Source organism: Loktanella sp. SALINAS62, from assembly GCF_018263905.1.
Taxonomy (GTDB): Bacteria; Pseudomonadota; Alphaproteobacteria; order Rhodobacterales; family Rhodobacteraceae; genus Loktanella.
The window spans coordinates 29,461-52,687 of record NZ_JAAFZU010000023.1 but is presented as its reverse complement, the minus strand read 5'-3'; the positions used below and the strand labels follow the sequence as shown (position 1 = coordinate 52,687).

Here is a 23,227-nt window from a genome sequence, read left to right as displayed (position 1 = left end):
GTGCTGGTTTTTCCAACCGTGTGCCTGACTTCCTTGGGTCGCGCCCATATCAGATCGCGGTAATCGAAGCGACGCTTGCAGTAACCCGGCCCGATCCCCCAAGGGTCGGGCTTTTTCAGGGTCACGGATTAGACGCGCGGTTGGCAACGTCATCGAGTCTCACACTTGGGTTCAAGATGGCTTTATGACCTTTGCAACAGTGCGCGTTGCGCGTGTCAGCGATCAATAACAGCCCTGTTGATGATTGCGTCGCTGCTCTGTGCGCCACCTTTCGCATGGCGGCGCGCGGACGAGGTCAGAAATTCACTGCGATAAGGCAAAGAAACGCATGATCCGCATATTCAACACCGTCCAGAACCGACTGCAGCCCGGCGATATTGACGAAACACCAGACTTTGACGCCACCTGGATTGATCTTGTGAGCCCGAGCCCTGAAGAGGTTGCTACGCTGGGCGACCGCCTTGGGATCACTATTCCGGACCGTGCCGACATGGAGGAGATCGAGGTTTCGTCACGTCTTTACCGGGAGAACGAGTCATCGTTCATGACGGCGATACTGCCGGCACAAACCGATGATGACGATCCCGAGATGGCCCCCGTTTCGTTCATCCTGTCCGGCAAGCAGTTGATCACAGTGCGCTATCACGATCCCCGCGCCTTTACGACATTTCCGACCCAGGCACGCAAGACCGCGATGAAGCTGCCGGATGCGGATACTGTTCTGGTTGGCCTGCTTGAGGTCATTATAGACAGGCTGGCCGATGTTCTGGAACGGGCGGGGCGTGATATCGACGCGATATCTGCGAGTATCTTTCGTAAGTCTGACACAACGTCTGTGCGTCGGAATTTCCAAGGCGTTCTAGAAAAGATCGGGCGCAAGGGGGATCTGAATTCGCACATCAGGGACAGCCTGATCACGCTTGAACGGTTGGCGGGGTTCCTTGGTCATGTCGCGTCGGAACGCGGACTTGGGCCAGATTTGCGTGAGCGTATCAAGACGCTTTCGCGGGACGCGCGCTCGCTTACCGATCATTCCGGCTTTTTATCGCAAAAAATCACCTTCATGCTCGACGCCAGCCTTGGCATGATCAACATCGAACAGAACGCGACGATCAAGATTTTTTCGGTTGTTGCCGTGATCTTCCTGCCGCCGACACTCATCGCTTCGATTTATGGCATGAACTTTGAATACATGCCTGAATTGTCTTGGCTGTTCGGCTATCCTTTTGCGATCGGGTTGATGATCGCGGCGGCCATCCTGCCCTATCTTTACTTCAAATATCGCGGCTGGCTGTAAAGGTTCATCGGTTAATTTCGGGCGATCGGATCAACACATCTGCATCCGTGCCAGATTGTCTGGCAAATCCTTGCGCCGTACGACCGGGCGGGCTGTCGGGCCAAAGGCCTGCACGGCCCCAAAGTTCAGTTCCGGAAACAGCGAAAATAATTCCAGTATTTCCGGCGTCTTCATCATGGCCAGCGCTTGTGGGCCGGGAAAAAAGCTTTCGGTCCAGATGCCGTTTGATTTAACAAGCTGATGGCGTTCGAACATGATATGGATATAGCTGACGTGCCGTTTCCCACGCGCGATACGGACAGTACCGCCGTCCATCCGGGCCAGATGGGTCGCGCGGACAAGCTGCTGATCGCCGCTATCTGCGGACCGTGTCAAAATGGCATGCTGTGGCGACACAATAAGCGGAGCGGTGTTTCCGAATGCGCCGTCTTGAATAAGGACAGGGCGCAGTTTCGGATTTTCTGTCAGGGCAGTGGCGTCCAGATCACGGCGACCGACCCAGATCAATGGTTTCGGTCCGTTGTCCATGGTGTCGACCAGATCACCGGGGCGTAATGTTTCGACGGGGACATGGCCGAGGGGCGTCATGATCAAGGTGCCAACGGTAAAGCAAGGTATGCCTGCCAGAAAGCGTTGCCCGGCGGTCGCCATCTGAGCGGGGGCCACCCCCTGCAAGACGATGGTTTCGCCCTCGGGAAAGACCAAAACCGCATTGCCGTTTCCGTCGTCCAACACAGTAACATCGAACGCGCTGACGGGGCTGCCATCCAGATTCCGTAGCGCTGATACGTCCAGTTGGTCGTTGTAAAACCCGTCACCGTCGGCGTCGCCCAGATCGAAATCGGTGACAACATCATCCCCGCCGGACCGGTCAAAGCCGAATGTGTCGTTGCCGGTGCCCCCGGTCAGTGTGTCGTTTCCCGACCCGCCAAAAAGCTTATCGTCGCCGCTGCCGCCGGTCAGCGTGTCGTTGCCGGTGCCCCCGTAAATCGTATCGTTCCCGCCGCCCGCGTCGACGGTATCGTCGCCGCCATTGGCAAAAATCAGATCGTTTTCTTCGGTGACCTTGTCGCCATCGGCATCCGTATAACCGACTGTCATGCTTTCGCCGATTTCCGCGCCATCGACCGGTGCCTTGAAATCGCCCGCGATCCGGTCGGCATCCATGTCGCCGGTGCTGGACCCGCCGACAAAATCACCGGTATAGCTGGCGACTGAAACCAGTTGCAGCGACATGATCGGCATGGCGGTCAGTGCCGCCTGATCGCTGTTAAGCGTCAGTTCCGGGGCAAGGTAGGTGTTTCCGTTGACGTCCTGAAATACCACGGCTGTGATATCGGCTGTCGTTCCGTCGATATATGTGATCGTCGCATTGTATATCGCGACCGCATCGAAAAGCTGTGCAGAGCCGCCGTCGATGCTAAAGCTGTCGTAACCACCCACGTTGTCGACATCGTATGAATCGTTGTCGTCTTCCAGCAGGCGTTCGGGTGTCAGCGTGCCGATCTGATTATACAGCGGATCGGTTTCTGATCCATAAATGGCAGTCGGCCCGGCAAGGGCGTCTGCGTTTTCCGCAGTCTCTTCGTTGTTCTGTTCGGAATCTATAATCGCCAGCTGGCCAAGATAGATGACTTCGAATGTTGTTGCCATGGAACGTGCTTTTTATAATTTGACGACCGGATGACTATGCGCAAGCGACCTTTGCTTATGCGTTAACGGTGGCCAAAATTGGCTGTTTATATGGCGATTTCTTCTAACGGCATGGGTTGCAGCGAAGGTGCGTGCTGTACGCTGCGACTTTGGGTCAGACACGCTCCTTGGCGTTGGTTTGCCGGTCCGGCTTTTCCCCCGCGACGCGATGGGCTAGGACAGCCATGCATTGTGCCAATCAGGGGACCGGATCCGTGAAATTTTCTTTGTCGTGGTTGAAAACCCATCTGGACACCGATGCCTCTGTCGAGGTGATCGCCGAGACGCTGACCGATCTCGGGCTCGAGGTTGAAGGTGTCGAAAATCCGGCAGAGCGTTTGCGCGATTTCACCATCGGCCATGTGCTGTCGGCGGAAAAACACCCTGACGCCGACAAGTTGCAGGTCTGTCAGGTGGACACCCGCGATGGCACCCAGCAGATCATCTGCGGCGCGCCCAATGCGCGGGCCGGGATCACGGTCGTGGTGGCCCATCCGGGCGTCTATGTGCCGGGCATCGATACGACCATCGGGGTCGGCAAAATCCGCGGGATCGAAAGCTTTGGCATGATGGCGTCAGAGCGCGAACTGGAGTTGTCCGAAGAACACGACGGCATCATCGAATTGGCAAGCGGCGATGTCGGCCAAAGCTTTGCCGACTGGCTGGCGCAGAACGACCCGGCCCGCGTCGATCCTGTCATCGAAATTGCGATTACGCCGAACCGTCCCGATGCGCTGGGCGTTCGCGGCGTGGCCCGCGATCTGGCGGCACGGGGGATTGGTACGCTGCGGCCCCTGCCGGAACTGCCTGTGCAGGGCAAGGGCACACCCGCGGTCGGCGTCATGATCGCAGAGGATACGTCTGATGGCTGTCCTGTGTTCTGCGGGCGTCTGATCGAAGGTGTTACGAACGGCCCGTCACCGGACTGGTTGCAGCAGCGCCTGAAATCCATCGGGCTGCGACCCATCAGCTTTTTAGTCGATGTGACGAATTTCTACACTTATGACCTGAATCGCCCGCTGCATGTCTTTGATGCCGATAAGCTGTCGGGCGATCTGCGCATCCATCGCGCAAAAGGTGGCGAAGAAATCCGTACGCTGGATGAAAAGACATATACGCTTGCGGCAGGCCAAATCGTCATTTCAGACGACAGCGGTCCCGTCAGCATCGCGGGGATCATGGGCGGCGACGCGACCGGCTGCACGCCAGAAACGACGCGTGTCTTTGTCGAAAGCGCCTATTGGGACCCGGTGCAAATCGCCTATGCCGGGCGCGCGCTCAAGATCAACTCTGACGCGCGTTACCGATTTGAACGCGGGATCGACCCGGTGTTCACACCCACCGGGCTGGATCATGCCTGTGCCATGATCATGGACCACGCAGGTGGGCAGGCCAGCGACATGGTGACCGCCGGTGCCGTGCCGGATGTGGCGCGCAGCTATACGCTGGACACCGACCGCGTCGTCAGTCTGGTCGGGATGGATATTCCGGCCGATACGCAACGTGCGACACTGACCGCGCTGGGCTTTGTCATCGACGGCGATCAGGCGCATGTACCAAGCTGGCGCCCTGACGTGCAGGGCGAAGCCGACCTTGTCGAAGAGGTCGCGCGCATCGCGTCCCTGACAAAATTGCAGGGTAAACCGTTGCCCCGGACGCAGCCCGGTGTTCCGAAACCTGTCCTGACACCGTCGCAGGTGCGCGCGCAGGCAGCACGACGCACGGCGGCGGCGCTGGGCTACAACGAATGCGTGACCTACAGTTTCATTGATGCGGCGTCTGCTGCGCTGTTCGGCGGTGGCGCGGATGCAACGCGGCTTGAAAACCCCATCAGTTCGGAAATGTCACATATGCGCCCTGCGCTGCTGCCGGGGCTGTTGCAGGCTGCAGCCCGCAATCAGGCGCGCGGCATTGCCGACATGGCCCTGTTCGAGGTCGGTGACATCTTCACCGGCGGTGAACCCGGTGAGCAGGCACCATGTGTTACCGGTGTTCTGATCGGACGGACTGGTCCCAAGGATGTGCATGGTGCTTCGCGACCCGTCGATCTGTTCGATGCCAAAGCCGACGCAGAGGCACTGTTGGCCGCAATCGGTGCCCCGGCCAAAACCCAAGTGATGCGCGATGGACCGGCGTGGTTCCATCCGGGACGTCACGGCCAGATCTGCCTTGGCCCGAAAAAGGTGCTGGGCGTCTTCGGTGAACTGCATCCCAAGGTGCTGACCGCGCTGGGCGTCAAGGGACCGGCGGTCGCCTTTACCTTGTTTCCGGCAGAGGTGCCGTTGCCGCGTGCCAAGACGAACACGCGCCCGGCGCTGCAGGCCAATGATTTGCAGGCGGTCGAACGCGACTTTGCTTTTGTGGTCGATGCCGACGTGCCTGCGCAGACACTGCTGAATGCCGCAGCTGGCGCGGACAAGTCCCTGATTGCCGACGTGCGTCTGTTCGACGAATTTATCGGCGGCAGTCTGGGCGAAGGCAAGAAATCGCTCGCCTTTACTGTCCGTTTGCAGCCCACGGACGCCACTTTGACCGACAAACAGATCGAAGCGGTCGTGGCCCAGATCGTGGCCAAGGTGACCAAAGCCACGAACGGCACCCTGCGCAGTTAAGGAAAGGTTCCGACGATGAAGGTTTATCTTTCAGGTGAAATCCATACCGACTGGCGCGACCAGATCATTGCGGCAGCGCAGGGTCTGGACGTGGACTTTGCCGGACCGGTGACAGATCATGCGGCGTCGGATGATTGTGGCGTTGCCATCATGGGGGCAGAGCCCAAGAAGTTTTGGCACGACCACAAAGGGGCCAAGCTGAACGCGATCCGTACCCGGCATGGGATCGAAACCGCTGATATCGTGGTCGTCAGGTTTGGGGACCAGTACAAACAGTGGAATGCGGCTTTTGATGCTGGCATGGCCGCTGCGCTGGGCAAGTCGCTGGTCGTGATGCATGGCGCGGATCATCAGCACGCGCTTAAGGAAATTGACGCGGCTGCGCTGGCGGTGGTGGAAACGCCGCAACAGGTGGCCGAAATCCTGCGCTATGTGCTGACGGGCACGCTGTCCAAACCCTAGCCCGTTGCGGGCATTCGTTTGATGCGGACCGGCCTCTCACAAAAACTTGTTTCTTTTGTAATGGAACGTGGCTAATCCTTTTGGCGATCGCAGAGGGGCCGATCACTTCATAGGAAAAATTTATAATGCTACAAGAATTCAAGGACTTCATTGCCAAGGGCAATGTCATGGACCTGGCGGTGGGTATCATCATCGGGGCGGCATTTACCGCAATCGTGACGTCGCTGGTCAGTGATCTGATCAATCCGATCATTGGGCTGGTATTGGGCGGTGTCGATTTTACGTCGATGTACGTCGTACTGTCCGGCGATGTTGCAACGGGGACAGGGCTGGATGCTGCGCGCGAAACGGGCGCTGCAATCTTTGCTTATGGCGCGTTCATCACAGCTTGCATCAATTTTTTGATCATTGCTTTCGTCGTGTTCATGCTGGTCAAATCGGTCAACCGCCTGAAGGCTGCAGCAGAACGGCCCGATGACATCGCACCGGATGTTGAAACCGGACCGTCGCAACTGGACGTGCTGTTGGACATCCGCGACAGTCTTCGCAAGTAAAACAATAGTGCCTGACGCAAACCAAAAGCCTGCCATTATGGCAGGCTTTTTTGGCTTCGGACGAAGGTCGTGACGATCAGTCCTGTCGCCGCACTGCAGGTTTTGCATCACGATCCGAACGAACCGAACTGTTGCGTGCTTCCGTTCCGTCCGGCGCTCTTGTCAGGACATAGATCAACATCGCTGCCAGTCCCACGGCAGCCATACTGGCTAGAAAAACTTCGATAGTCATGCTTTGCCTCTCGGTTCGATCCCGGTTCAACACGGTTTCGCCGGCATGGTTCCGGGCTAATCTAATTAAAGTTTACGTGATCGCGATTGCGCTATTTTTACAACTACAATCCTGTTGCGGGTTTTCGTTCAGTAATCCAGCGCGTCAGGCAAGTTTGTTGTCACGGCAAACGTCAGGCACACGGTTCTTATCCCGTCTGTCTGTGTAATTTCGATGGTATTGCCCAGTTGCATTGCAAATGCGCGCATCAACTGCTGCCCAATGGTGCTGTCCGTATCCCGCGTGTCGTCCGGCACGTCGCTGCACGAGCTGCGGCATAGGACCATGGCCATACCGGGTGCAACGATCTTGAGGCTTATGTGAAAGACGCCTGCTTCATCCGACGGATCAGGCATCTTGCGGATCGCCTGTGCGCCGGCTTCTCCGACGAACAAGGCAAGCGGGACGGCTTGATCGGGGATAAGGCTGAAACTGTCAGCTTCCAGTAATATATCGGCGCCGGGATGGGTTATTGCCAAGCGATCGAAGTGCACATTGCAGATTTCTTCCATCAGCGGCGCGGCGTCGGTCCGGCCCAGATTTTCGCTTTTGTATAAATACCGGTGCACTGTGGCGAGTCCGATAATTCTGGCCTGCAACCTTTTCAACGTATCCCGCGCAAAGCTGTCGTTGCTGGCCCGCACTTCCATGTTGATGATCGACGATATCATCTGAAGATTGTTTTTCACCCGATGGTGGATCTCTTTCAGCAACACATTCTTTTCGCGCAGCGAATCTTCCATACGGGCTTCGTCGTCGAGCAGGTCGTAAGCCATGTTGCTGAACGTCTGTTCCAGTTCAAACAGTTCGGTGGGCAAGCGTTCTGTCTGGGCCGTTCCGGTCAGCGATCTGTTCACAGCGAACAGGCGCATCCGCTTTTGCAGATCCTGAACTGGCGCCACGACAAGTCGGTGAACGGCAAAATAGGCGACCAGCAGACTGGCCAGCCACATCAGGGCAGGCAAAAAGAACGTCGGGAACATGGATGCGCTTGATCCAAGGCCGCTGTTGCTTTCAGACCAGCTTCCGACAGCATAGGCCACACCGGGCACAAGCGACGTCGTCGTTAAAAGCTGGGCCCTGTCGTTCGCTGTGCGGTGCCTGATTACACGTCGTTGGGGATCAAAAATTGATCCGGTCTGATCAGGCGTAACAAGTGACTGGATCACATCGGGCGCAATGGGTTCACCCTGGGCAGAGATAATCTCTCCACCTTGGTTGTAGATGACCATCGAACGCGGTTCGCGGTCAAAGATCATGTCGCGTTGTTGGGACAGGACGTCGGCTGGCATGGCAATGGCAACCTGACCGATAACGGTGTCTTCGACGAATATCGGTTGCAGTAACACCGCATATTGGGATGGTTCCGCGTCCGGGATGACGACCGGCAAAAATGACTGCACGGTGGATTCCGTCAGCGCCATGACCCTTTGATCGAGAAAAGAATTTTCAAGTTCGGACCGTTGTGACGAACAGACGATCGAACCGCTTACAGGGATGAACCCGACGAAACGATAAATCGAACTGTGATCAACCAGATTACCCAGTGCCGCCCGACAACGTTCAGGATCATCCATCAGTGTTTCATACATTGCCGCTTGGGTGCGGGCCGATCCGACGGCGGCCTGAATAGCGCGCCGTTCGCCCGATGCGGCCAATTCCGTCAGCGCCACAAGGCTAAGTTCGGTGCGTTCCCGAAGCGTTTCGTCCAACCCCTTGGTTTGCCAGACGGCCAGCATACCGATCGGCAGCAATGCAAGCGACAGGAACGCTACGACCCTGAACGGCAGCCCGCGCAGAAACCGAAAGGTTTCTTCGTTATCGGGCTGACGATCCGGCATCAGAATGCAGAATTACCGTTGTTACTGACGACGGCGACCGTGGCTTTGTCGGTCAGCTCAACAGGTCCGTCTGAATCAAGATTCATCAGCTCTGCCAGTCGCTTGCGGCCACGATTGGCGCGGCTTTTGATCGTTCCGACGGCGACCTTGCACATTTCGGCGGCCTCTTCGTACGAAAACCCGGATGCACCGACCAGAATAAGGGTTTCACGCTGTTCGTCAGGCAGCTTTGCGAATGCTGTCTGAAAATCGGTCATCTGCAGGTGGCCATCGTGGGCTGGCTTTTCCGCCATATTCTCTGTGAAGATGCCGTCGACGTCCGCCACCTCGCGCTTTGCCTTGCGCCGGCTGGAATAAAACGTGTTCCGCAAGATCGTAAAAAGCCAGGCCCGCATGTTCGTGCCGGGCTCGAACTTTTCGATATTCGTCCAGGCCTTGACGACCGTATCTTGCACCATGTCATCCGCAGTCGACCCGTTTCGGGTCAGCGAAATAGCAAATGCCCGCAAGGCGGGCAAATGTTCGACCAGTTCGTCACGTGGATCAGCCGTCATTATTGACCCCCCGCAGCGTTATCTTGGGCCTTCAGTTTCTCTAGCAATTGTTTCAAACGATCGGGCAGCTCAGCCTGCTCTTGAGCTTGAAAGACGCGTTTGAGGTTGGCATCAATCTGCTGACGCGCCTTGTCGCTCGGTGGATCGTTGGACATTAAGGGGCCCGCTATTAATTAAGGTTCAGACATATTGTATGAGGAACCCAAACGCTTCAATCGGCGTTAGGTTCCAAAGACAGGGACATGACAGGAAAAAAACTTATGGCAACTTCGAATGCCGACCAGGACGTCACCACCGCCATTGGCACTTATCTTCCGTTTTTGCGGCGCTACGCACGGGCGCTGACCGGATCGCAGGCGAGCGGTGACGCCTATGCCGCTGCCACGCTCGAGGCGATTTTGGAGGATCGCAGCATTTTTGACACACAGATTTCTCCAAAATCTGCGTTATTCAAAACGCTACATATGATGTGGTCCAGCACAGACACGTCAGAACCCGGCGAAAGCCCGGTTGGCATAGAAGGTGCCGCGCAACGACATCTTGCAAAGCTGACGACCAACACCCGCGAAGCGCTGCTGCTGAACACCATCGAAGAATTTTCGTATCCTGAAATTGCAGACATCATGTCCATCGACGAGTCAGAGGTCGCGCATCTGGTCGGCGTCGCCCACCGCGAAATGGCGGACAGCATCGCCGGGCGCATCCTGATCATCGAGGATGAAGCGATCATTGCCATGGACCTCGAAGCGCTGGTGTCCGACATGGGGCACAAGGTGACGGGCATAGCCCGCACCCACGAAGGTGCGATCAAACTGGGTATTTCCGAACAGCCCGATCTGATCCTTGCCGACATTCAATTGGCCGATAACTCTTCGGGTATCGATGCGGTCAATGAACTGCTGGGCGCGTTTGGTGATATGCCGGTTATCTTTATCACGGCGTTCCCAGAACGTTTGCTGACGGGCGACAAACCGGAACCTGCGTTCTTGATCGCCAAACCCTATACCGAAGAACAGGTCAGGTCCGCCGTGGCACAGGCCATGTTCTTTTCGTCGACCGAAACGCTGAACGTCGGTTGATCAGATCGGCAGGGCGGTCGTCGCCCTGACCTTTCGCAACGCGAAACTGGATTGCATCTGCGCGACGCCGGGTAGGCGCGCCAGATGCTTTCTATGTATCCTGGCAAAATCTTCGGTGTCTTTTGCCAGAACCTTTAACAGATAATCGGCAGATCCTGCCATAAGGTGACATTCCAGCACGTCCGGAATCAGCCGCACAGCCCGTTCAAAGGCATCCAGCACCTCGTCCGCTTGGGCGGATAGCGTGATTTCGACAAAGACCGTTGTCGAAAGCCCGATCTTGCGCGCGTTGACCAGTGCTACGTAGCCATCAATCACCCCGATTTTTTCAAGACGCTGCACCCTGCGGTGGCAGGCGCTGGCCGACAGGTTCACCTTGTCCGCCAGTTCGGCATTGGTCATGCGGCCATCGCGTTGCAAAGCCGCCATCAGGCGGCGATCTGTGTCGTCAATTTCGATCATGCACGATATTTTCCCAGTAACTGCCCACCCGGTGCAATAATTGTGATCCTTGTCCGATCGCGATGGTAAAACAATCGAAAACTTACCACAGGCAAGACGCGATAGTGGATGAAACCGCAACACAGGAGCGTTCCATGCACATCGGCTGTCCAAAAGAAATCAAACCTCAGGAATTTCGCGTCGGCCTGACACCGAATGCCGTGCGAGAGGCCATTCTGCACGGTCACACCGTCACGGTGGAAACCGACGCCGGTCTGGGCGCTGGTTTTCCTGACGCCGATTATATTGCTGCTGGCGCCGCCATTGCAGGCACAGCGGCAGAGGTGTTCGCCAGCGCCGACATGATCGTCAAGGTCAAGGAACCGCAGGCGGTCGAACGCAAGATGCTGCGTGAAGGTCAGATTCTGTTCACCTATCTGCACCTCGCACCGGACCCCGATCAGACTCGTGACCTGATTGCGTCCGGGGCCACCTGTATTGCCTATGAAACTGTGACGGATCGTTTTGGCGGCCTGCCTTTGCTTGCGCCGATGTCCGAAGTTGCGGGACGTCTGGCACCGCAGGTCGGGGCGTGGACCTTGCAAAAAGCGAATGGCGGTCGCGGTGTTCTGATGGGTGGCGTGCCCGGTGTCGGCCCCGCGCATGTCGTGGTCATCGGTGGCGGTGTCGTCGGCACGCAAGCGGCCCGGATTGCTGCGGGCATGGGTGCCGATGTGACGGTTCTGGATCGGTCGCTGACCCGACTGCGTTATCTGGATGACGTGTTTGCCGGGGTGTTCAAGACCAGCTTTGCCAGTGCAGGCAACACGATGGAACTGGCGGTGCAGGCCGACATGATCATCGGTGCTGTCCTGATCCCCGGTGCCGCCGCGCCAAAACTGATCAGCCGCGCCCAACTGGCAGAGCTGAAGCCGGGCGCAGCGCTGGTCGATGTGGCCATCGACCAAGGCGGCTGTTTCGAAACCTCGCGCGCCACTACGCATCAAGATCCGATCTATGACGTCGACGGCATCATGCATTACTGCGTGGCGAACATGCCGGGGGCGGTTGCCCGGACCAGCACCATCGCGCTGGGCAATGCGACCATGCCGTTCATGCTGGCGCTGGCTGACAAGGGCTGGCGACAGGCCTGCGCCGACGATCCGCATCTGCTGGCCGGGCTGAACGTGCACGCCGGGCATGTGACCTATGCCGCAGTGGGCGCAGCACTGGGTCTGGACACGCTGGACCCGCAGGCCGCCATTCAAGCCTGATGTCTAGTCCGGCTGGTCAAGTTGCCTGACCAGCCGTTCCAGCCGTTCCGTCTGCGGGTGGTCGCGTCCGGCATCGTTGACCAGCGATCGGGCCAGCATCAGGTGCCGTGTGCGGGCCATGCGGTCGGTCACGGTATAGGCCGCACAGTTTTCAAACGGTGTCAGCAGATCCCCGAAATCGGTAAAGCGGATTGTCACGCGCTGCGTTGTCAGGGGCTTCAGGCCACCTTTGTAATGGATCGCTTCCATTAAACCTGCGTGTAGCCAATTCAAACAATTCATGGCGGTAAATGGGTCGTTGAACCCCGGCGAAAGTGCGCGGGCCACCATTTCACACAATTGGTCCCCGATATATGGGGTGGCTTGATCTTCTGTCCGGGCGTTCCCGGTCGCAATCGCGTCGCGCAGCGTGCCGATCTGGGTTTCGGTTAAAACGCCGTTGGAATGGACCGTCATCAACGGCACGTGCGGGCTGATGAAGGTGCCTGGATTATGGTGCACCTTGATCAGCCAGTCCTGCCTGCGCGCACAGTCAAACAGGGTGTCCCTGTCCATCTGTTGAATATATCCCGGATGGGCTGCGTAGATGTCTGTGGTGAGGCTGCGCTGTTGAAAGGGAAGGTCTTCGACCAAGATCGAGCCGCGTGCGTCGATCAACTGGCGGATATCAAGGCTGAACCGATGCCCAAGATCTGACGCGATATTCGATACGTTGATCGTTTCGGGCACATGGTGCACGTAGAAAATCATCGTAAAGACCGACACGACCATCAGCCCCATTGCCAACAGCAATGACATCTGCGGGACAAACGGGGCAACGTCATCCGTGGGACCATGAATCGCGCGCAAAACAAAGACGGCGTAAACAAAAGTCGCCATCAAAAGCCCAAAGCTGATTTGCGTGCCACGATCACGCATGAAATTCCCGATCAAACGGGGGCCAAAATTGCCTGCCGCAAAGCTGACTGCCACCAAGGTCATCGAAAACATGACACCTGCGACGCCGATGACGGCAGTGGCAATTGTCGTCAACGTCTGCCGTGCGCCATCACCCTGACGATCAATCCAGGTGTCCGGCAGGGTGAATGGCAAAACGTCCGGGTTGCGGTCTAACCAGATGAACAACTGCGCCAGCATCATGGCTGCGACGACAAAACCGGACGGCACGGCCCAATAGCTGGCCCGCACATCAACCACGATCTTGCGCATGAACGCGCCGCCCATCATCGCCATGACAACTGCCTTTTTTCCTAGGTCTGCACAGAACATAGCCCGGAACACGCACGGGGAATTGAAAATGTGCCGCGCGACGTGGAACCGGACGGGGCGATACGCGTTCAGTCATCATCAAGGCGCTGTCCCCCGCCGATTGATATGCGACCGGACCTGAACCTCCTCCCCGAAAGTGAGGGTCCGGTCGCGCCATTCCCTCTTAAGTTACTGGCCACCCGCGCCGCGTGCCCCGCAGTGGGATGCGCCACAGTGGGTGCCACAACACACAGGAGCGAGACATGTCCAGCATCAACGAAGGCGACCGCGTCAAATGGAATTGGGGGTCCGGCACCGGCACCGGAAAAGTGACCCAGAAGTATACGCAGAAGCGGACCCTGAAAATCAGCGGTACAGAGATCACGCGTGACGCAAGCGCGGAAGAACCGTCATTCCGGATCGAACAGGACGACGGCGACGAAGTGTTCAAGTCGATCACGGAAATAGAGAAAGCCTGATGGCCTACGCCGATCTTCAGGGGCGATCCGACCTGATATATTACCCTGACAGCGAACCCGGCATCCGGCGCAAACGCGCCGGGCGCGGTTTCAGTTACATTGCACCAGACGGCACACGGATTGATGACAAGGCAGAACGGGCGCGTCTGAAATCCTTGGGCGTGCCGCCAGCCTATACCGATGTCTGGATTTGCCCGATGCCACTGGGTCATCTTCAGGCGACGGGTTTCGATGAACGCGAACGCAAGCAATATCGATATCATCCCGATTGGACAAAGCTGCATGCACAGCTGAAATACGACAACCTGATCCAACTGTCCGATCATTTACCCAGCCTGCGCCGATGGATTGCAATGCGACTGCGCGGGGATGCGGGCACATTCGATACCGCGTTGGCCGCGACTTTGGTGCTGATCGACAGGGCATCAATGCGGGTCGGAAATGCCGCCTATACCGATGAAAACGGCAGCTATGGCGTCACGACCCTGTTGAACAAACACGTCGACATCGACGGCGGCCATCTGGCGCTGGCCTATGTTGGCAAGGGTGGCAAACAGGTGGAAAAGGATTTCTACGCCCCCCGGTTGGCGCATGTGCTGCACGATTCACAGGATCTGCCGGGTGCAGAGCTTATCAGTTATGTCGACGATCGCGGCGACACGCATGGCATCCGGTCCGACCACATCAATGACGCGCTGCACGACATTTGTGGTGCAGACGTCACGGCCAAAACGTTGCGCACGTGGAACGGGACGCATGCGGCGTTCTGCTATGCCTGCAATAACGACGCACCGACGATCAAGGCGATGTGCGAAGCGGCGGCGCTGCGGCTTCACAATACTGCGGCCGTATCGCGAACCAGCTACATTCACCCGGCCGTCATCGATTTGGCCGATCTTCATGCCGATGAACGCGCAGTATTGTTCAACCGTTTGGCAAAGACAAAACCCGTCAGTGGCCTGCGCAAAGGTGAGGCGGAACTAGCAGCCTATCTGCGTGGCGGCTGATCACATCAGCGGACGGCGCGGCACCAATCCGGTTTCGACGCCGGCGACAGCTGCCAGCTTTTCGGTGTCATTGATGGTCAACTGACCGTCCGACCAGTTTGCCAGCTGCGAATCGCGCAGCTGGCTCAGGGTCTTGTTCGTGTGGACCAGCGACAGCCCCAGTGCATCGGCCAGATCCTGCTGGCGGAATGGCAATTTCATGCTGCGATTATTTGTCAGGCCAATCATGCTGCCGCGTTCGAATATCCGTACCAAGGCCCAGGCCAGCGCCTGTTTTGCGGTGCGCTGACCTATTGATGTCAGGGCTTCGCCCAGGAAATGTTCTTCGACGGCGGCAAGCCATGTGATGTCGAACGCGCGTTCAGGGTGGGACCGGAAAAAGCTGTAAAGTTCTGATCGGTTGAACACGCACAGGGTCATGCGTGATCGTGCTTCGACGGAATGCGCCATCTCTTTCATCAAACCGGCCTGCAATCCGATGAAATCGCCGGGGAAGACAAAATTCACGACCTGTCTGCGACCATCAATCGTCGTCTTGTATCTGATCCCCATACCCCGCAGGGCTGTGAACAGTTGCGGGCTGTTCGACCCTTCGATCAACAAGGGCGTACCGGCATCGACGGTCAGTTCGCCCACCTTGAACCTTTGCATCGCCTGCACATTGTCGTCGGACATGTCGGTGAACAGGTCATGCCGACGCAACGGACACTTTTGGCACGGCGTGGTCATGGCGGCTATATCCTTGTGATGTGCACAAACCCAACATTTGCGATCACCGGACTAAAGCACACATTTGGCGCGGAAGCATGTGAATGCGCCGAAATACACGCAAAAACCCCCGCCTGTTAACAGACGGGGGCTTTCTTTCAGTCGAAAAGAGTCTGCTTTACAGCATACCTTCGCGCTGGGCCTTTTTCCGTGCCAGCTTGCGCTGACGGCGGATCGCTTCGGCCTTCTCGCGTGCTTTCTTGACGGAGGGCTTCTCGAAATGTTGCTTGAGCTTCATTTCACGAAACACACCTTCACGCTGAAGTTTTTTCTTCAGAGCACGGAGCGCTTGATCGACGTTGTTATCACGAACACTAACCTGCATGTGGTTTTCACCACCTTTCTAGTCAGATTTGCAAAAATTTGCAGGAATTGGTCCTATAGCCGCGCTGCTCTAACTTGTCTAGTCTGCTGACATGCAAGGAGGCCCCATGACTTATACAGACCCCGCAAAACTGGAACTGCTGGACGCGATCCTGCCACAAGTCGCATTCGATGGCTGGTCGGAAGAAGCGTTCAAGGCCGCGATTGCGTCAACGGATATACCTGCCGCACGGGCGCGCAGCCTGTGTCCACGGGGGGCCACTGATCTGGCGGTTCTTTATCACCGCGAAGGCGACCGTCGGATGGTTGAGGCCATCGCAGCGGATGACATGTCAGGGTTGCGATTTAGCGAAAAGGTGGCTCGCGCGATCCGGTTACGGCTGGATGCATCGCCCAACAAAGAAGCGGTGCGGCGCGGCACCACCCTGTTTGCGCTGCCCCATCTGGCCGCCGAAGGGGCAAAGTTGATGTGGGGCACTGCCGATGCCATCTGGACCGCGCTGGGTGATACGTCACGTGATGCCAACTGGTACACGAAACGCGCGACCCTGTCGGGGGTATGGGCGTCCGTCGTGTTGTATTGGCTAGGGGACCAGTCGGTTGATCACAGCGCCACGGATGATTTCATCGACCGCCGGATCGCAGAGGTAATGCAGTTCGAAAAGTTCAAGGCGCGGGTCAACGCGAACCCGTTGCTGAAACCGCTGACCATCCCGCTTGGAAAGCTCGCTGGTATGGTCCGGGCACCGTCTGCGATGCGTGACGTCGAGGTTCCGGGGCAATGGCGCAAGACAGGACGCGAATCGTGAAGGCCGTTGAAATCACCAAACCGGGTGGACCGGACGTTTTGCAGGTGACGGATCGGCCGATGCCGCAGGCCGGCGTGGGGCAGGTCGTGATAAAGGTCGCTTTTGCCGGGGTGAACCGGCCCGATGCGCTGCAGCGGGCAGGGGCCTATGATCCGCCGGCAGGGGCGTCCGATCTGCCGGGACTGGAATGCGCTGGCCATGTACATGCGGTCGGCCCGGGCGTCAGCGGTCTGTCAGTGGGCGATCAGGTTTGCGCACTGCTGCCGGGTGGCGGATATGCGGAATACGTGATGACGCCTGCGGCCCATTGTCTGCCGGTGCCGGACGGCATGTCGTTGCAAAAGGCGGCTTGCCTGCCGGAAACCTATTTCACGGTCTGGTCCAACGTGTTCATGCGCGGCGGTTTGCAAGCGGGTGAACGCCTGTTGGTGCATGGCGGGTCGTCAGGCATCGGCACGACGGCGATCCAGCTGGCGCATGTATTCGGGGCGCGCGTCTTCACGACGGCTAGCACCGACGACAAACTGGCCGTCTGCCGTGATCTGGGCGCGGAACTGGCGATCAACTACAAGCGTGATGATTTCGTAAAGGCTGTAAAACAACAAGGTGGCGCCGATGTGATCCTCGATATGGTGGGGGGCAGCTATATTCAGCGTAACATCAACGCACTGGCTGACGACGGCAGGTTGGTCCAGATCGCGTTTCTGGGTGGCATGAAGGCAGAGGTGAATTTCATCCAGATGATGACCCGACGTCTGACCCTGACTGGCAGCACCCTGCGCCCACAAAGCGATCTGGCCAAGGCGCGCATCGCGGACCAATTGCGCGCCCATGTCTGGCCCCTGCTGGCGACAGGGCGGGTTGCACCGGTCATGGATCAGGAATTTGCGCTGGAAGATGCCAGCGCGGCCCATGCGCGGATGGAAGCAGGCGATCACATCGGCAAGATCGTCCTCAAAGTTGTCTGACGGCGTCGCCTACTGGCGGGGTGGAAAGCTTTTGTAGACAGGCAGTCGCCAGCCACGGGCGACGCTTCCCGCGCGCAGTGCAAAGGTGGTCACAGCACACACCGCAAGCGGTGCAGCACCTGTCAGACCGAACCATTGGCACAGCACTGCCGCCGCGGCCCCCGCAAGGGCGCAGGTCACGTAAAGTTCGCCCTGCTGCAGGACCAGTGGCACCTCGTTACAGACCACGTCGCGCATCAACCCGCCGAAACAGCCTGTTGAAATCCCCATGATCAGCACGATGGGCCAGTCCATGCCCATTGCCTGCGCCACGCCGACGCCTGCGGGGACGGCCACAGCCAGCGCCAGCGCGTCAAACCACAAAATGCTGCGATACCGGCTTTCCAGTTTGTGCGCGAACAAAAACACCAGCACGGCGGCCACGCTGGCGACCGCGATATAGGTCGGGTTGGCGACCCAGAACACCATGTCGCGGTTCAGCAGCACGTCCCGCACGGTGCCACCGCCGGTCGCCGTCACAGCCGCGACAAACACAAAGCCAACAATATCCAGCTGTGCGCGGCTGGCGACCAGCGCGCCTGTGATCGCGAAAATGAACACCGACGCGTAATCCAGCGCGGCCAGCAGGGGCACAAAGCCGTCGATTTGGCCAGCGATCATGGCTTGAACGGGGCCATTCCGGCCCGCGCCAGCGCGTCGGCGCGTTCGTTTTCCGGGTGGCCCGCATGTCCTTTGACCCATTGCCACGATACGTCGTGTTCCCGCGTCGCGGCATCCAGCCGTTTCCACAGTGCCTCGTTTTTGACGGGCTTGTTGGCGGCGGTTTTCCAGCCGCGCTTTTTCCAGCCAAAGATCCAGCTGGTGATCCCGTCCTTGACGTAGGAACTGTCGGTCACGATCGTGATCGCGCTGCGTTTGGTCAGGGATTCCAGTGCGCTGATCGCGGCCAACAACTCCATCTGGTTGTTGGTTGTCTGGGCTTCGCCGCCGCTCAATTCCTTTTCCTTGATGACGGTGCCGCCCTCACGGGCGATCATCAGGCAGCCCCAACCACCGGGGCCGGGATTGCCGGAACAGGCACCGTCGGTATAGGCAAACAGGTCAGGCATCGTGTCAGGTCTTCCGCGCGAGGGTTACAAGAAAGGCGTCATCTGTTCCGGCGCAGCCTTTGTCCACCCCTTCACGCGACGCAATCAGGCTGAATCCTGCATCATCCAGCATCACAGCCCATTCCGACGGCGTCACATACGTATAGCGTCGATCAAGCGCGTCGCGTGCTTCACCCTGACCGGTTTTCATGCCGGCGTAAAACACGCCGCCCGGTCGCAGCGCGGTGGCGATGGCCGACAGGTGACGTGGCAGGTCATGGCGGGCTGCGTGCAGCAAACTGAAATTTGCCCAGACGCCGTCATAGGCCGCGACAGCGTTCAGATCGTCAAAGCTTGCCAGCCGCGCAGGCAGCGCGTGCGTGTCCTGTGCAAATGCGACCATGGCGCTGGACGCATCAACCGGGTCTGGCGTGAACCCGGCAGCGCGCAGATGATACGATGCGCGTCCCGGCCCGCAGCCCAGGTCCAGAACGGACCCGCCCGGCGGCAAAAGTTTCATAAAAGCGCAAAGCGCTGCGCTGGCTTTGTCGGTATGGTTCAGGGTCGCGTAGCGGCTGGCCGCCGTGTCGTAAAACCCGATGGTCCGGTGATCCACGCTCACAGGATCAGCGGCAGGAAACTGGCCACGACGATGGCGGTCAGTAGGGTCCGCAGTTGCATCCACCATGCGGGCGCCAGACCCGCCTTTGCGAATTGCCAGTCCAGAAGAAGCAGACCCAGAAAGCCCGCGCACAGGTTGATCCCCGCAGCGGTCGGGCCGCCGCCCACCATAAAGAACGCCCAAAGCGCGGGAATGACGGATAGCGCATATGGCAGCAAACCACCCTGCCGCGTGGCAAAGCCCCATAGCACGCCGGACATGAACGACAGGATGATTGCGCCATAAGACAGTTGGACAAAGGGCGCGGTAAACCGGCCCCCCAGCGTCAGCATGGCCCATTCCCCCAACGACGGGACCAAGGCGGTCAGTGCCCCCCATAAAAACGGCAACAACCCCGCAAGGCCAAGAACAAGGGGTCCAGTCGGGATGCGGAACATGGGCACAGGCCTTTTGCAAACAGGGTCGGTTGGGTCACAGATAGAATAACTGTGCTGTCTTGCACAACGCGACGCGTCAAATTGCGACAACACATTGTCGGAAAGGAAACGGACACGCCAGCCGGATCAGTTGCATGGTGCCAGCGCAATCAGGGCGGAGGAGGCGCTGGCATGGATATCTTGAATAAAGCGATGGTCACTGTGGCCAATGCCGACCACGCGCCATTGGAGGGATTCGACGATCCCAGCCACGGCACCGTGCAGTGGCGCACATTATTTTCGGGTGACCGTACGCAGACCGCCAGCCTGACATTGGGTGTGGCGGAATTCGGCCCGCAGGGCACCTTGCATTCGCACCGTCATTCCCCGTGCGAATTTTATTTTTGTCTGGCGGGCCAAGGTATTGTCACGATTGACGGCATTGATCACGATCTGCGTCCGGGCATCGCGCTGTATATCCCGGCGGACGCAGAACATTGCGTTGTCGCGGGCGAAGACGGGCTACGGTTTCTGTACGGATTCCCGCAGGATCGGTTTTCGGATATCGAATATCGCTTTTCGGCCGGACCCGTCCCGGTCATGCAGGCCGAAGTCGCGATGTAGCGGCTTGCCGCGTCAGGCCGGTTCGCGCAGGACGCGGGGCACCTTGAATTCGACGTTTTCGACAGCGGTTTCGACCATGTGGATCGTCACGTCGTAGCGGTCGCGAAACGCTTGAACGACCTCTTCGATCAATACTTCGGGGGCTGATGCCCCTGCCGTGATGCCCATTGACCCAATGCCATCCAGCGCCCGCCAGTCAATGTCATCGGCCCGCTGGACCAACTGGCTATAAGGGCAACCAGCTTTCGTGCCGACTTCAACCAGACGGCGCGAATTCGAAGAATTGGGTGCGCCCACGACCAGCATGGCGTCGCACAGCGGGGCCATCGCCTTTACCGCTTCTTGGCGGTTGGTGGTCGCATAACAAATGTCTTCCTTGTGCGGCCCGATGATCGCTGGAAACCGCGTCTTTAGCGCCTGCACGATATCGACGGTGTCATCGACCGACAGCGTGGTCTGCGTCACGAAGGCCAGTTTTTCTGGGTCACGCACCTGCACATGGGCGACATCCGCCACTGTTTCGACCAGTAGCACGTCACCATCGGGCAATTGGCCCATCGTGCCGATGGTTTCCGGATGGCCCGCATGACCGATCATGATCATCTGCAGGCCATTGTCGGCGTGGCGCTGTGCTTCGATATGCACCTTGCTGACCAGTGGGCAGGTGGCATCGACATAGATCATTTCGCGCTTTGCTGCGGCGGCAGGGACTGCCTTTGGTACACCATGTGCTGAAAAGATAACGGGGCGGTCGTCAGGACATTCATCCAGCGTTTCCACGAACACCGCGCCTTTGTCACGCAGACCATCGACCACGAATTTATTGTGAACGATCTCGTGCCGGACAAAAACGGGCGATCCCCATTTTTCCAACGCCATTTCGACGATCTTGATTGCGCGGTCGACGCCTGCGCAAAACCCGCGTGGGGCTGCAAGATACAGGTTCAGGGCGGGATTGGACATATTGCGCCTTTCGGTACGGGTCGGTGCAACTGATAGGGCCGAACCGGGATCGGGTCCAGTGTCGCGGAATCTCAAAACCGTGTCAGACCATGGTTGAACAGATCAACACACGCGTTAGTTCCAAACGCTAAGCGTTGGCCTGCTGTCGCGCTGTACCGACCAGATAGGATGCTGCTATGAACCGTTCAACCGACCCGATCCACCCCGCTGCCCGCCGCTATGCCGACGAAGTCACGCATGGTAGTCTGTCACGCCGCGAATTCATGACCCGCGCCACGTCGCTGGGGGTGACGGCGACCGCGGCTTATGGATTGCTTGGACTGGCGACGCCTGCCCGCGCCCAGACCAGCATGCAGGACGGCGGAACGCTTCGCATTCAGATGGAAGTGCGCGCATTAAAAGATCCGCGCAGTTACGATTGGCCGCAGATGTCAAATTATACACGCGGCTGGCTGGAATATCTGACCGAATACCAGCGCGACGGTTCGATCAAGCCGATGCTGCTGGAAAGCTGGGACGTCAACGAGGATGCGACCCAATACACGCTGAACATCCGTCCGGGTGTCACATGGAACGACGGTACCCCGTTCACGGCGCAGGACGTGGCGTTCAACATCGAACGCTGGTGTGATTCGTCCTTTGATGGAAATTCGATGGCGTCGCGGATGACGTCGCTGATTGATGAAGATACGGGAAATATCACTGAGGGTGCGATCACCGTTGTGGATGATACGACCATCGTGCTGGACCTGTCCCAGTCGGATATCACGCTTATTTCCAATTTTGCCGATTTCCCGGCGGCGATCGTGCCGCAGGACTTTTCGGGCGATCCGTTGCTCGACCCCAAAGGCACCGGCGCCTATCTGCCCGATGGTTACGAGGTCGGCGTGCGCGCCGCATTGGTCCGGAACGAAGGCCATACATGGTGGGGCGAAGGTGCCGCGCTGGAACGGGTCGAATTTATCGACCTAGGTACCGATCAGGCCGCAATCGTTTCTGGTGCATTGTCCGACGAATTCGACATGAATTACGAAACCATCGGTGAATTCAAAGACATCATGGACGGCGCTGGCTGGACCCAAAGCGAGGCGGTCACATCTTCCACCGTGGTCATCCGCCCGAACCAAAAAGCAGAAGTCGATGGCACGACCCCCTATGCCGACGTTCGGGTGCGTCGGGCGCTGGCGCTGGCTGTCGATAACGCGACACTGTTGGAACTGGGCTTTTCCAATGATGGTGTGGTCGCGGCCAACCACCACGTTGCACCGATCCATCCCGAATATGCCGACATCGGACCAGCAGAGTATGACCCAGAGGCGGCAATGGCATTGCTGGAAGAAGCCGGGATGCAGGATTTCGAACACGAACTGATCTCGATCGACGACACATGGCGCAAGAACACATGTGATGCGGTCGCGGCCCAGTTGCGGGACGCTGGCATTCAGGTCAAGCGGACGGTCATTCCGGGTAGTACGTTCTGGAATGGGTGGACCACCTATCCCTATTCAGCAACGGATTGGGGGCATCGTCCGCTGGCTGTGCAGATTCTGGCGCTGGCGTATCGGTCGGGTGAAACCTGGAACGAATCTGGTTACAGCAACCCCGAATTCGACAGTGCATTGGCAGAAGCGCTAAGCCTTGCGGATGCTGACGCCCGGACCGAAGTGACGGCCCGACTGGAAACCATGCTGCGCGACGATGGCGTTGTCGTCCAGCCGTACTGGCGTTCGATCTACCGTCATTTCAAGCCCGAAGTCGTCGGCGCGGAACAGCATCCAGCGTTTGAAATCAACGTGGCACAGCTTGGCTTTGCCGCGAACTGATACACAAGAAA

General features: G+C 58.3%; 25 protein-coding genes. 12 read left to right on the top strand and 13 right to left on the bottom strand.

The window, feature by feature from the left end; genetic code table 11:
- Nucleotides 1-328 precede the first annotated feature (328 nt).
- Nucleotides 329-1,297 (top strand): magnesium/cobalt transporter CorA, encoded by a 969-nt coding sequence (gene corA / locus GZH79_RS07785; RefSeq protein ID WP_211643225.1) that lies wholly within the window; start codon nt 329-331, stop codon nt 1,295-1,297.
- Between the two features lie 30 nt (nt 1,298-1,327).
- On the opposite strand, the gene GZH79_RS19210 is transcribed toward corA, so the two are convergent.
- A complete protein-coding gene (locus tag GZH79_RS19210; protein WP_211643224.1) occupies nt 1,328-2,950 on the bottom strand; it encodes a Hint domain-containing protein in 1,623 nt (540 codons plus the stop codon).
- Between the two features lie 254 nt (nt 2,951-3,204).
- Here GZH79_RS19210 and pheT point away from each other — a divergent pair, with 254 nt between their 5' ends.
- The 3 genes from pheT to mscL all read left to right on the top strand — a co-directional run bounded on the left by pheT (nt 3,205) and on the right by mscL (nt 6,617).
- Entirely contained in the window at nt 3,205-5,601 is a 2,397-nt protein-coding gene (gene pheT / locus GZH79_RS07775; protein ID WP_211643223.1) for a phenylalanine--tRNA ligase subunit beta, read from the top strand.
- Between the two features lie 15 nt (nt 5,602-5,616).
- Entirely contained in the window at nt 5,617-6,063 is a 447-nt protein-coding gene (locus tag GZH79_RS07770) for a YtoQ family protein (RefSeq protein ID WP_211643222.1), read from the top strand.
- A gap of 125 nt (nt 6,064-6,188) precedes the next feature.
- Complete coding sequence (gene mscL / locus GZH79_RS07765) at nt 6,189-6,617, top strand: large conductance mechanosensitive channel protein MscL (protein ID WP_211643221.1); 429 nt, start codon at nt 6,189-6,191, stop codon at nt 6,615-6,617.
- A 360-nt stretch (nt 6,618-6,977) separates the two neighbouring features.
- Here mscL and GZH79_RS07760 read toward each other — a convergent pair whose 3' ends face one another.
- Genes GZH79_RS07760 through GZH79_RS07750 form a run of 3 tightly spaced genes read right to left on the bottom strand, consistent with a single transcriptional unit; the run spans nt 6,978 to nt 9,438 of the window.
- Complete coding sequence (locus tag GZH79_RS07760; RefSeq protein ID WP_211643220.1) at nt 6,978-8,729, bottom strand: sensor histidine kinase; 1,752 nt, start codon at nt 8,727-8,729, stop codon at nt 6,978-6,980.
- Nucleotides 8,729-9,283, bottom strand: coding sequence for an RNA polymerase sigma factor (locus GZH79_RS07755; protein ID WP_211643219.1), 555 nt, complete (start codon nt 9,281-9,283; stop codon nt 8,729-8,731). The genes GZH79_RS07760 and GZH79_RS07755 overlap by 1 nt, the downstream gene beginning before the upstream one ends.
- Nucleotides 9,283-9,438 carry a NepR family anti-sigma factor gene (locus tag GZH79_RS07750; RefSeq protein WP_211643218.1) on the bottom strand — a complete coding sequence of 52 codons (156 nt, stop codon included), beginning with the start codon at nt 9,436-9,438 and terminating at the stop codon, nt 9,283-9,285. The genes GZH79_RS07755 and GZH79_RS07750 overlap by 1 nt, the downstream gene beginning before the upstream one ends.
- A gap of 105 nt (nt 9,439-9,543) precedes the next feature.
- On the opposite strand from GZH79_RS07750, the gene GZH79_RS07745 reads away from it, so the two are divergent.
- Nucleotides 9,544-10,362, top strand: a complete 819-nt coding sequence (locus GZH79_RS07745; protein WP_211643217.1) for a response regulator — start codon at nt 9,544-9,546, stop codon at nt 10,360-10,362.
- On the opposite strand, the gene GZH79_RS07740 is transcribed toward GZH79_RS07745, so the two are convergent.
- Nucleotides 10,363-10,824: an Lrp/AsnC family transcriptional regulator gene (locus GZH79_RS07740; protein WP_211643216.1), complete on the bottom strand. Its 462-nt coding sequence runs from the start codon at nt 10,822-10,824 to the stop codon at nt 10,363-10,365.
- 134 nt (nt 10,825-10,958) lie between these two features.
- Between GZH79_RS07740 and ald the strand changes: the two genes are divergently transcribed.
- A complete protein-coding gene (gene ald / locus GZH79_RS07735) occupies nt 10,959-12,077 on the top strand; it encodes an alanine dehydrogenase (protein WP_211643215.1) in 1,119 nt (372 codons plus the stop codon).
- 3 nt (nt 12,078-12,080) lie between these two features.
- Here ald and GZH79_RS07730 read toward each other — a convergent pair whose 3' ends face one another.
- The gene (locus GZH79_RS07730; protein ID WP_211643214.1) at nt 12,081-13,310 is read right to left on the bottom strand and encodes a DUF2254 domain-containing protein; all 1,230 of its coding nucleotides are present in this window, start codon (nt 13,308-13,310) and stop codon (nt 12,081-12,083) included.
- Between the two features lie 278 nt (nt 13,311-13,588).
- On the opposite strand from GZH79_RS07730, the gene GZH79_RS07725 reads away from it, so the two are divergent.
- Nucleotides 13,589-13,804, top strand: coding sequence for a DUF2945 domain-containing protein (locus GZH79_RS07725; RefSeq protein ID WP_211643213.1), 216 nt, complete (start codon nt 13,589-13,591; stop codon nt 13,802-13,804).
- Nucleotides 13,804-14,811, top strand: coding sequence for a DNA topoisomerase IB (locus GZH79_RS07720; RefSeq protein ID WP_211643212.1), 1,008 nt, complete (start codon nt 13,804-13,806; stop codon nt 14,809-14,811). The genes GZH79_RS07725 and GZH79_RS07720 overlap by 1 nt, the downstream gene beginning before the upstream one ends.
- Here GZH79_RS07720 and GZH79_RS07715 read toward each other — a convergent pair whose 3' ends face one another.
- Both GZH79_RS07715 and rpsU read right to left on the bottom strand, forming a co-directional pair.
- The gene (locus GZH79_RS07715; protein ID WP_211643211.1) at nt 14,812-15,540 is read right to left on the bottom strand and encodes a Crp/Fnr family transcriptional regulator; all 729 of its coding nucleotides are present in this window, start codon (nt 15,538-15,540) and stop codon (nt 14,812-14,814) included.
- Nucleotides 15,541-15,697: 157 nt separating this feature from the next.
- Entirely contained in the window at nt 15,698-15,904 is a 207-nt protein-coding gene (rpsU, locus tag GZH79_RS07710) for a 30S ribosomal protein S21 (protein WP_211643210.1), read from the bottom strand.
- Between the two features lie 106 nt (nt 15,905-16,010).
- On the opposite strand from rpsU, the gene GZH79_RS07705 reads away from it, so the two are divergent.
- Together GZH79_RS07705 and GZH79_RS07700 are read left to right on the top strand one after the other, a co-directional pair.
- Nucleotides 16,011-16,712: a COQ9 family protein gene (locus GZH79_RS07705; RefSeq protein ID WP_211643209.1), complete on the top strand. Its 702-nt coding sequence runs from the start codon at nt 16,011-16,013 to the stop codon at nt 16,710-16,712.
- The gene (locus GZH79_RS07700) at nt 16,685-17,680 is read left to right on the top strand and encodes an NAD(P)H-quinone oxidoreductase (protein ID WP_211643208.1); all 996 of its coding nucleotides are present in this window, start codon (nt 16,685-16,687) and stop codon (nt 17,678-17,680) included. Before GZH79_RS07705 ends, GZH79_RS07700 begins: the two co-directional genes overlap by 28 nt.
- Nucleotides 17,681-17,689: 9 nt before the next feature.
- Here the strand turns inward: GZH79_RS07700 and GZH79_RS07695 are convergent, their stop codons facing one another.
- From GZH79_RS07695 to GZH79_RS07680, 4 genes are read right to left on the bottom strand one after another with little or no spacing between them, the layout of a single operon-like run.
- A complete protein-coding gene (locus GZH79_RS07695) occupies nt 17,690-18,340 on the bottom strand; it encodes a trimeric intracellular cation channel family protein (RefSeq protein WP_249219038.1) in 651 nt (216 codons plus the stop codon).
- Nucleotides 18,337-18,789 carry a ribonuclease HI gene (gene rnhA, locus GZH79_RS07690; protein WP_211643207.1) on the bottom strand — a complete coding sequence of 151 codons (453 nt, stop codon included), beginning with the start codon at nt 18,787-18,789 and terminating at the stop codon, nt 18,337-18,339. Before rnhA ends, GZH79_RS07695 begins: the two co-directional genes overlap by 4 nt.
- Before the next feature lie 4 nt (nt 18,790-18,793).
- The gene (locus tag GZH79_RS07685) at nt 18,794-19,390 is read right to left on the bottom strand and encodes a class I SAM-dependent methyltransferase (protein ID WP_349291175.1); all 597 of its coding nucleotides are present in this window, start codon (nt 19,388-19,390) and stop codon (nt 18,794-18,796) included.
- Nucleotides 19,387-19,827, bottom strand: a complete 441-nt coding sequence (locus tag GZH79_RS07680) for a DUF3429 domain-containing protein (RefSeq protein ID WP_211643205.1) — start codon at nt 19,825-19,827, stop codon at nt 19,387-19,389. The genes GZH79_RS07685 and GZH79_RS07680 overlap by 4 nt, the downstream gene beginning before the upstream one ends.
- A 171-nt stretch (nt 19,828-19,998) precedes the next feature.
- Between GZH79_RS07680 and GZH79_RS07675 the strand changes: the two genes are divergently transcribed.
- Complete coding sequence (locus tag GZH79_RS07675) at nt 19,999-20,430, top strand: cupin domain-containing protein (protein WP_211643204.1); 432 nt, start codon at nt 19,999-20,001, stop codon at nt 20,428-20,430.
- Nucleotides 20,431-20,442: 12 nt separating this feature from the next.
- Here the strand turns inward: GZH79_RS07675 and ispH are convergent, their stop codons facing one another.
- Nucleotides 20,443-21,393 carry a 4-hydroxy-3-methylbut-2-enyl diphosphate reductase gene (ispH, locus tag GZH79_RS07670; protein ID WP_211643203.1) on the bottom strand — a complete coding sequence of 317 codons (951 nt, stop codon included), beginning with the start codon at nt 21,391-21,393 and terminating at the stop codon, nt 20,443-20,445.
- Nucleotides 21,394-21,569: 176 nt separating this feature from the next.
- On the opposite strand from ispH, the gene GZH79_RS07665 reads away from it, so the two are divergent.
- A complete protein-coding gene (locus tag GZH79_RS07665) occupies nt 21,570-23,216 on the top strand; it encodes an ABC transporter substrate-binding protein (protein WP_211643202.1) in 1,647 nt (548 codons plus the stop codon).
- Nucleotides 23,217-23,227 lie beyond the last annotated feature (11 nt).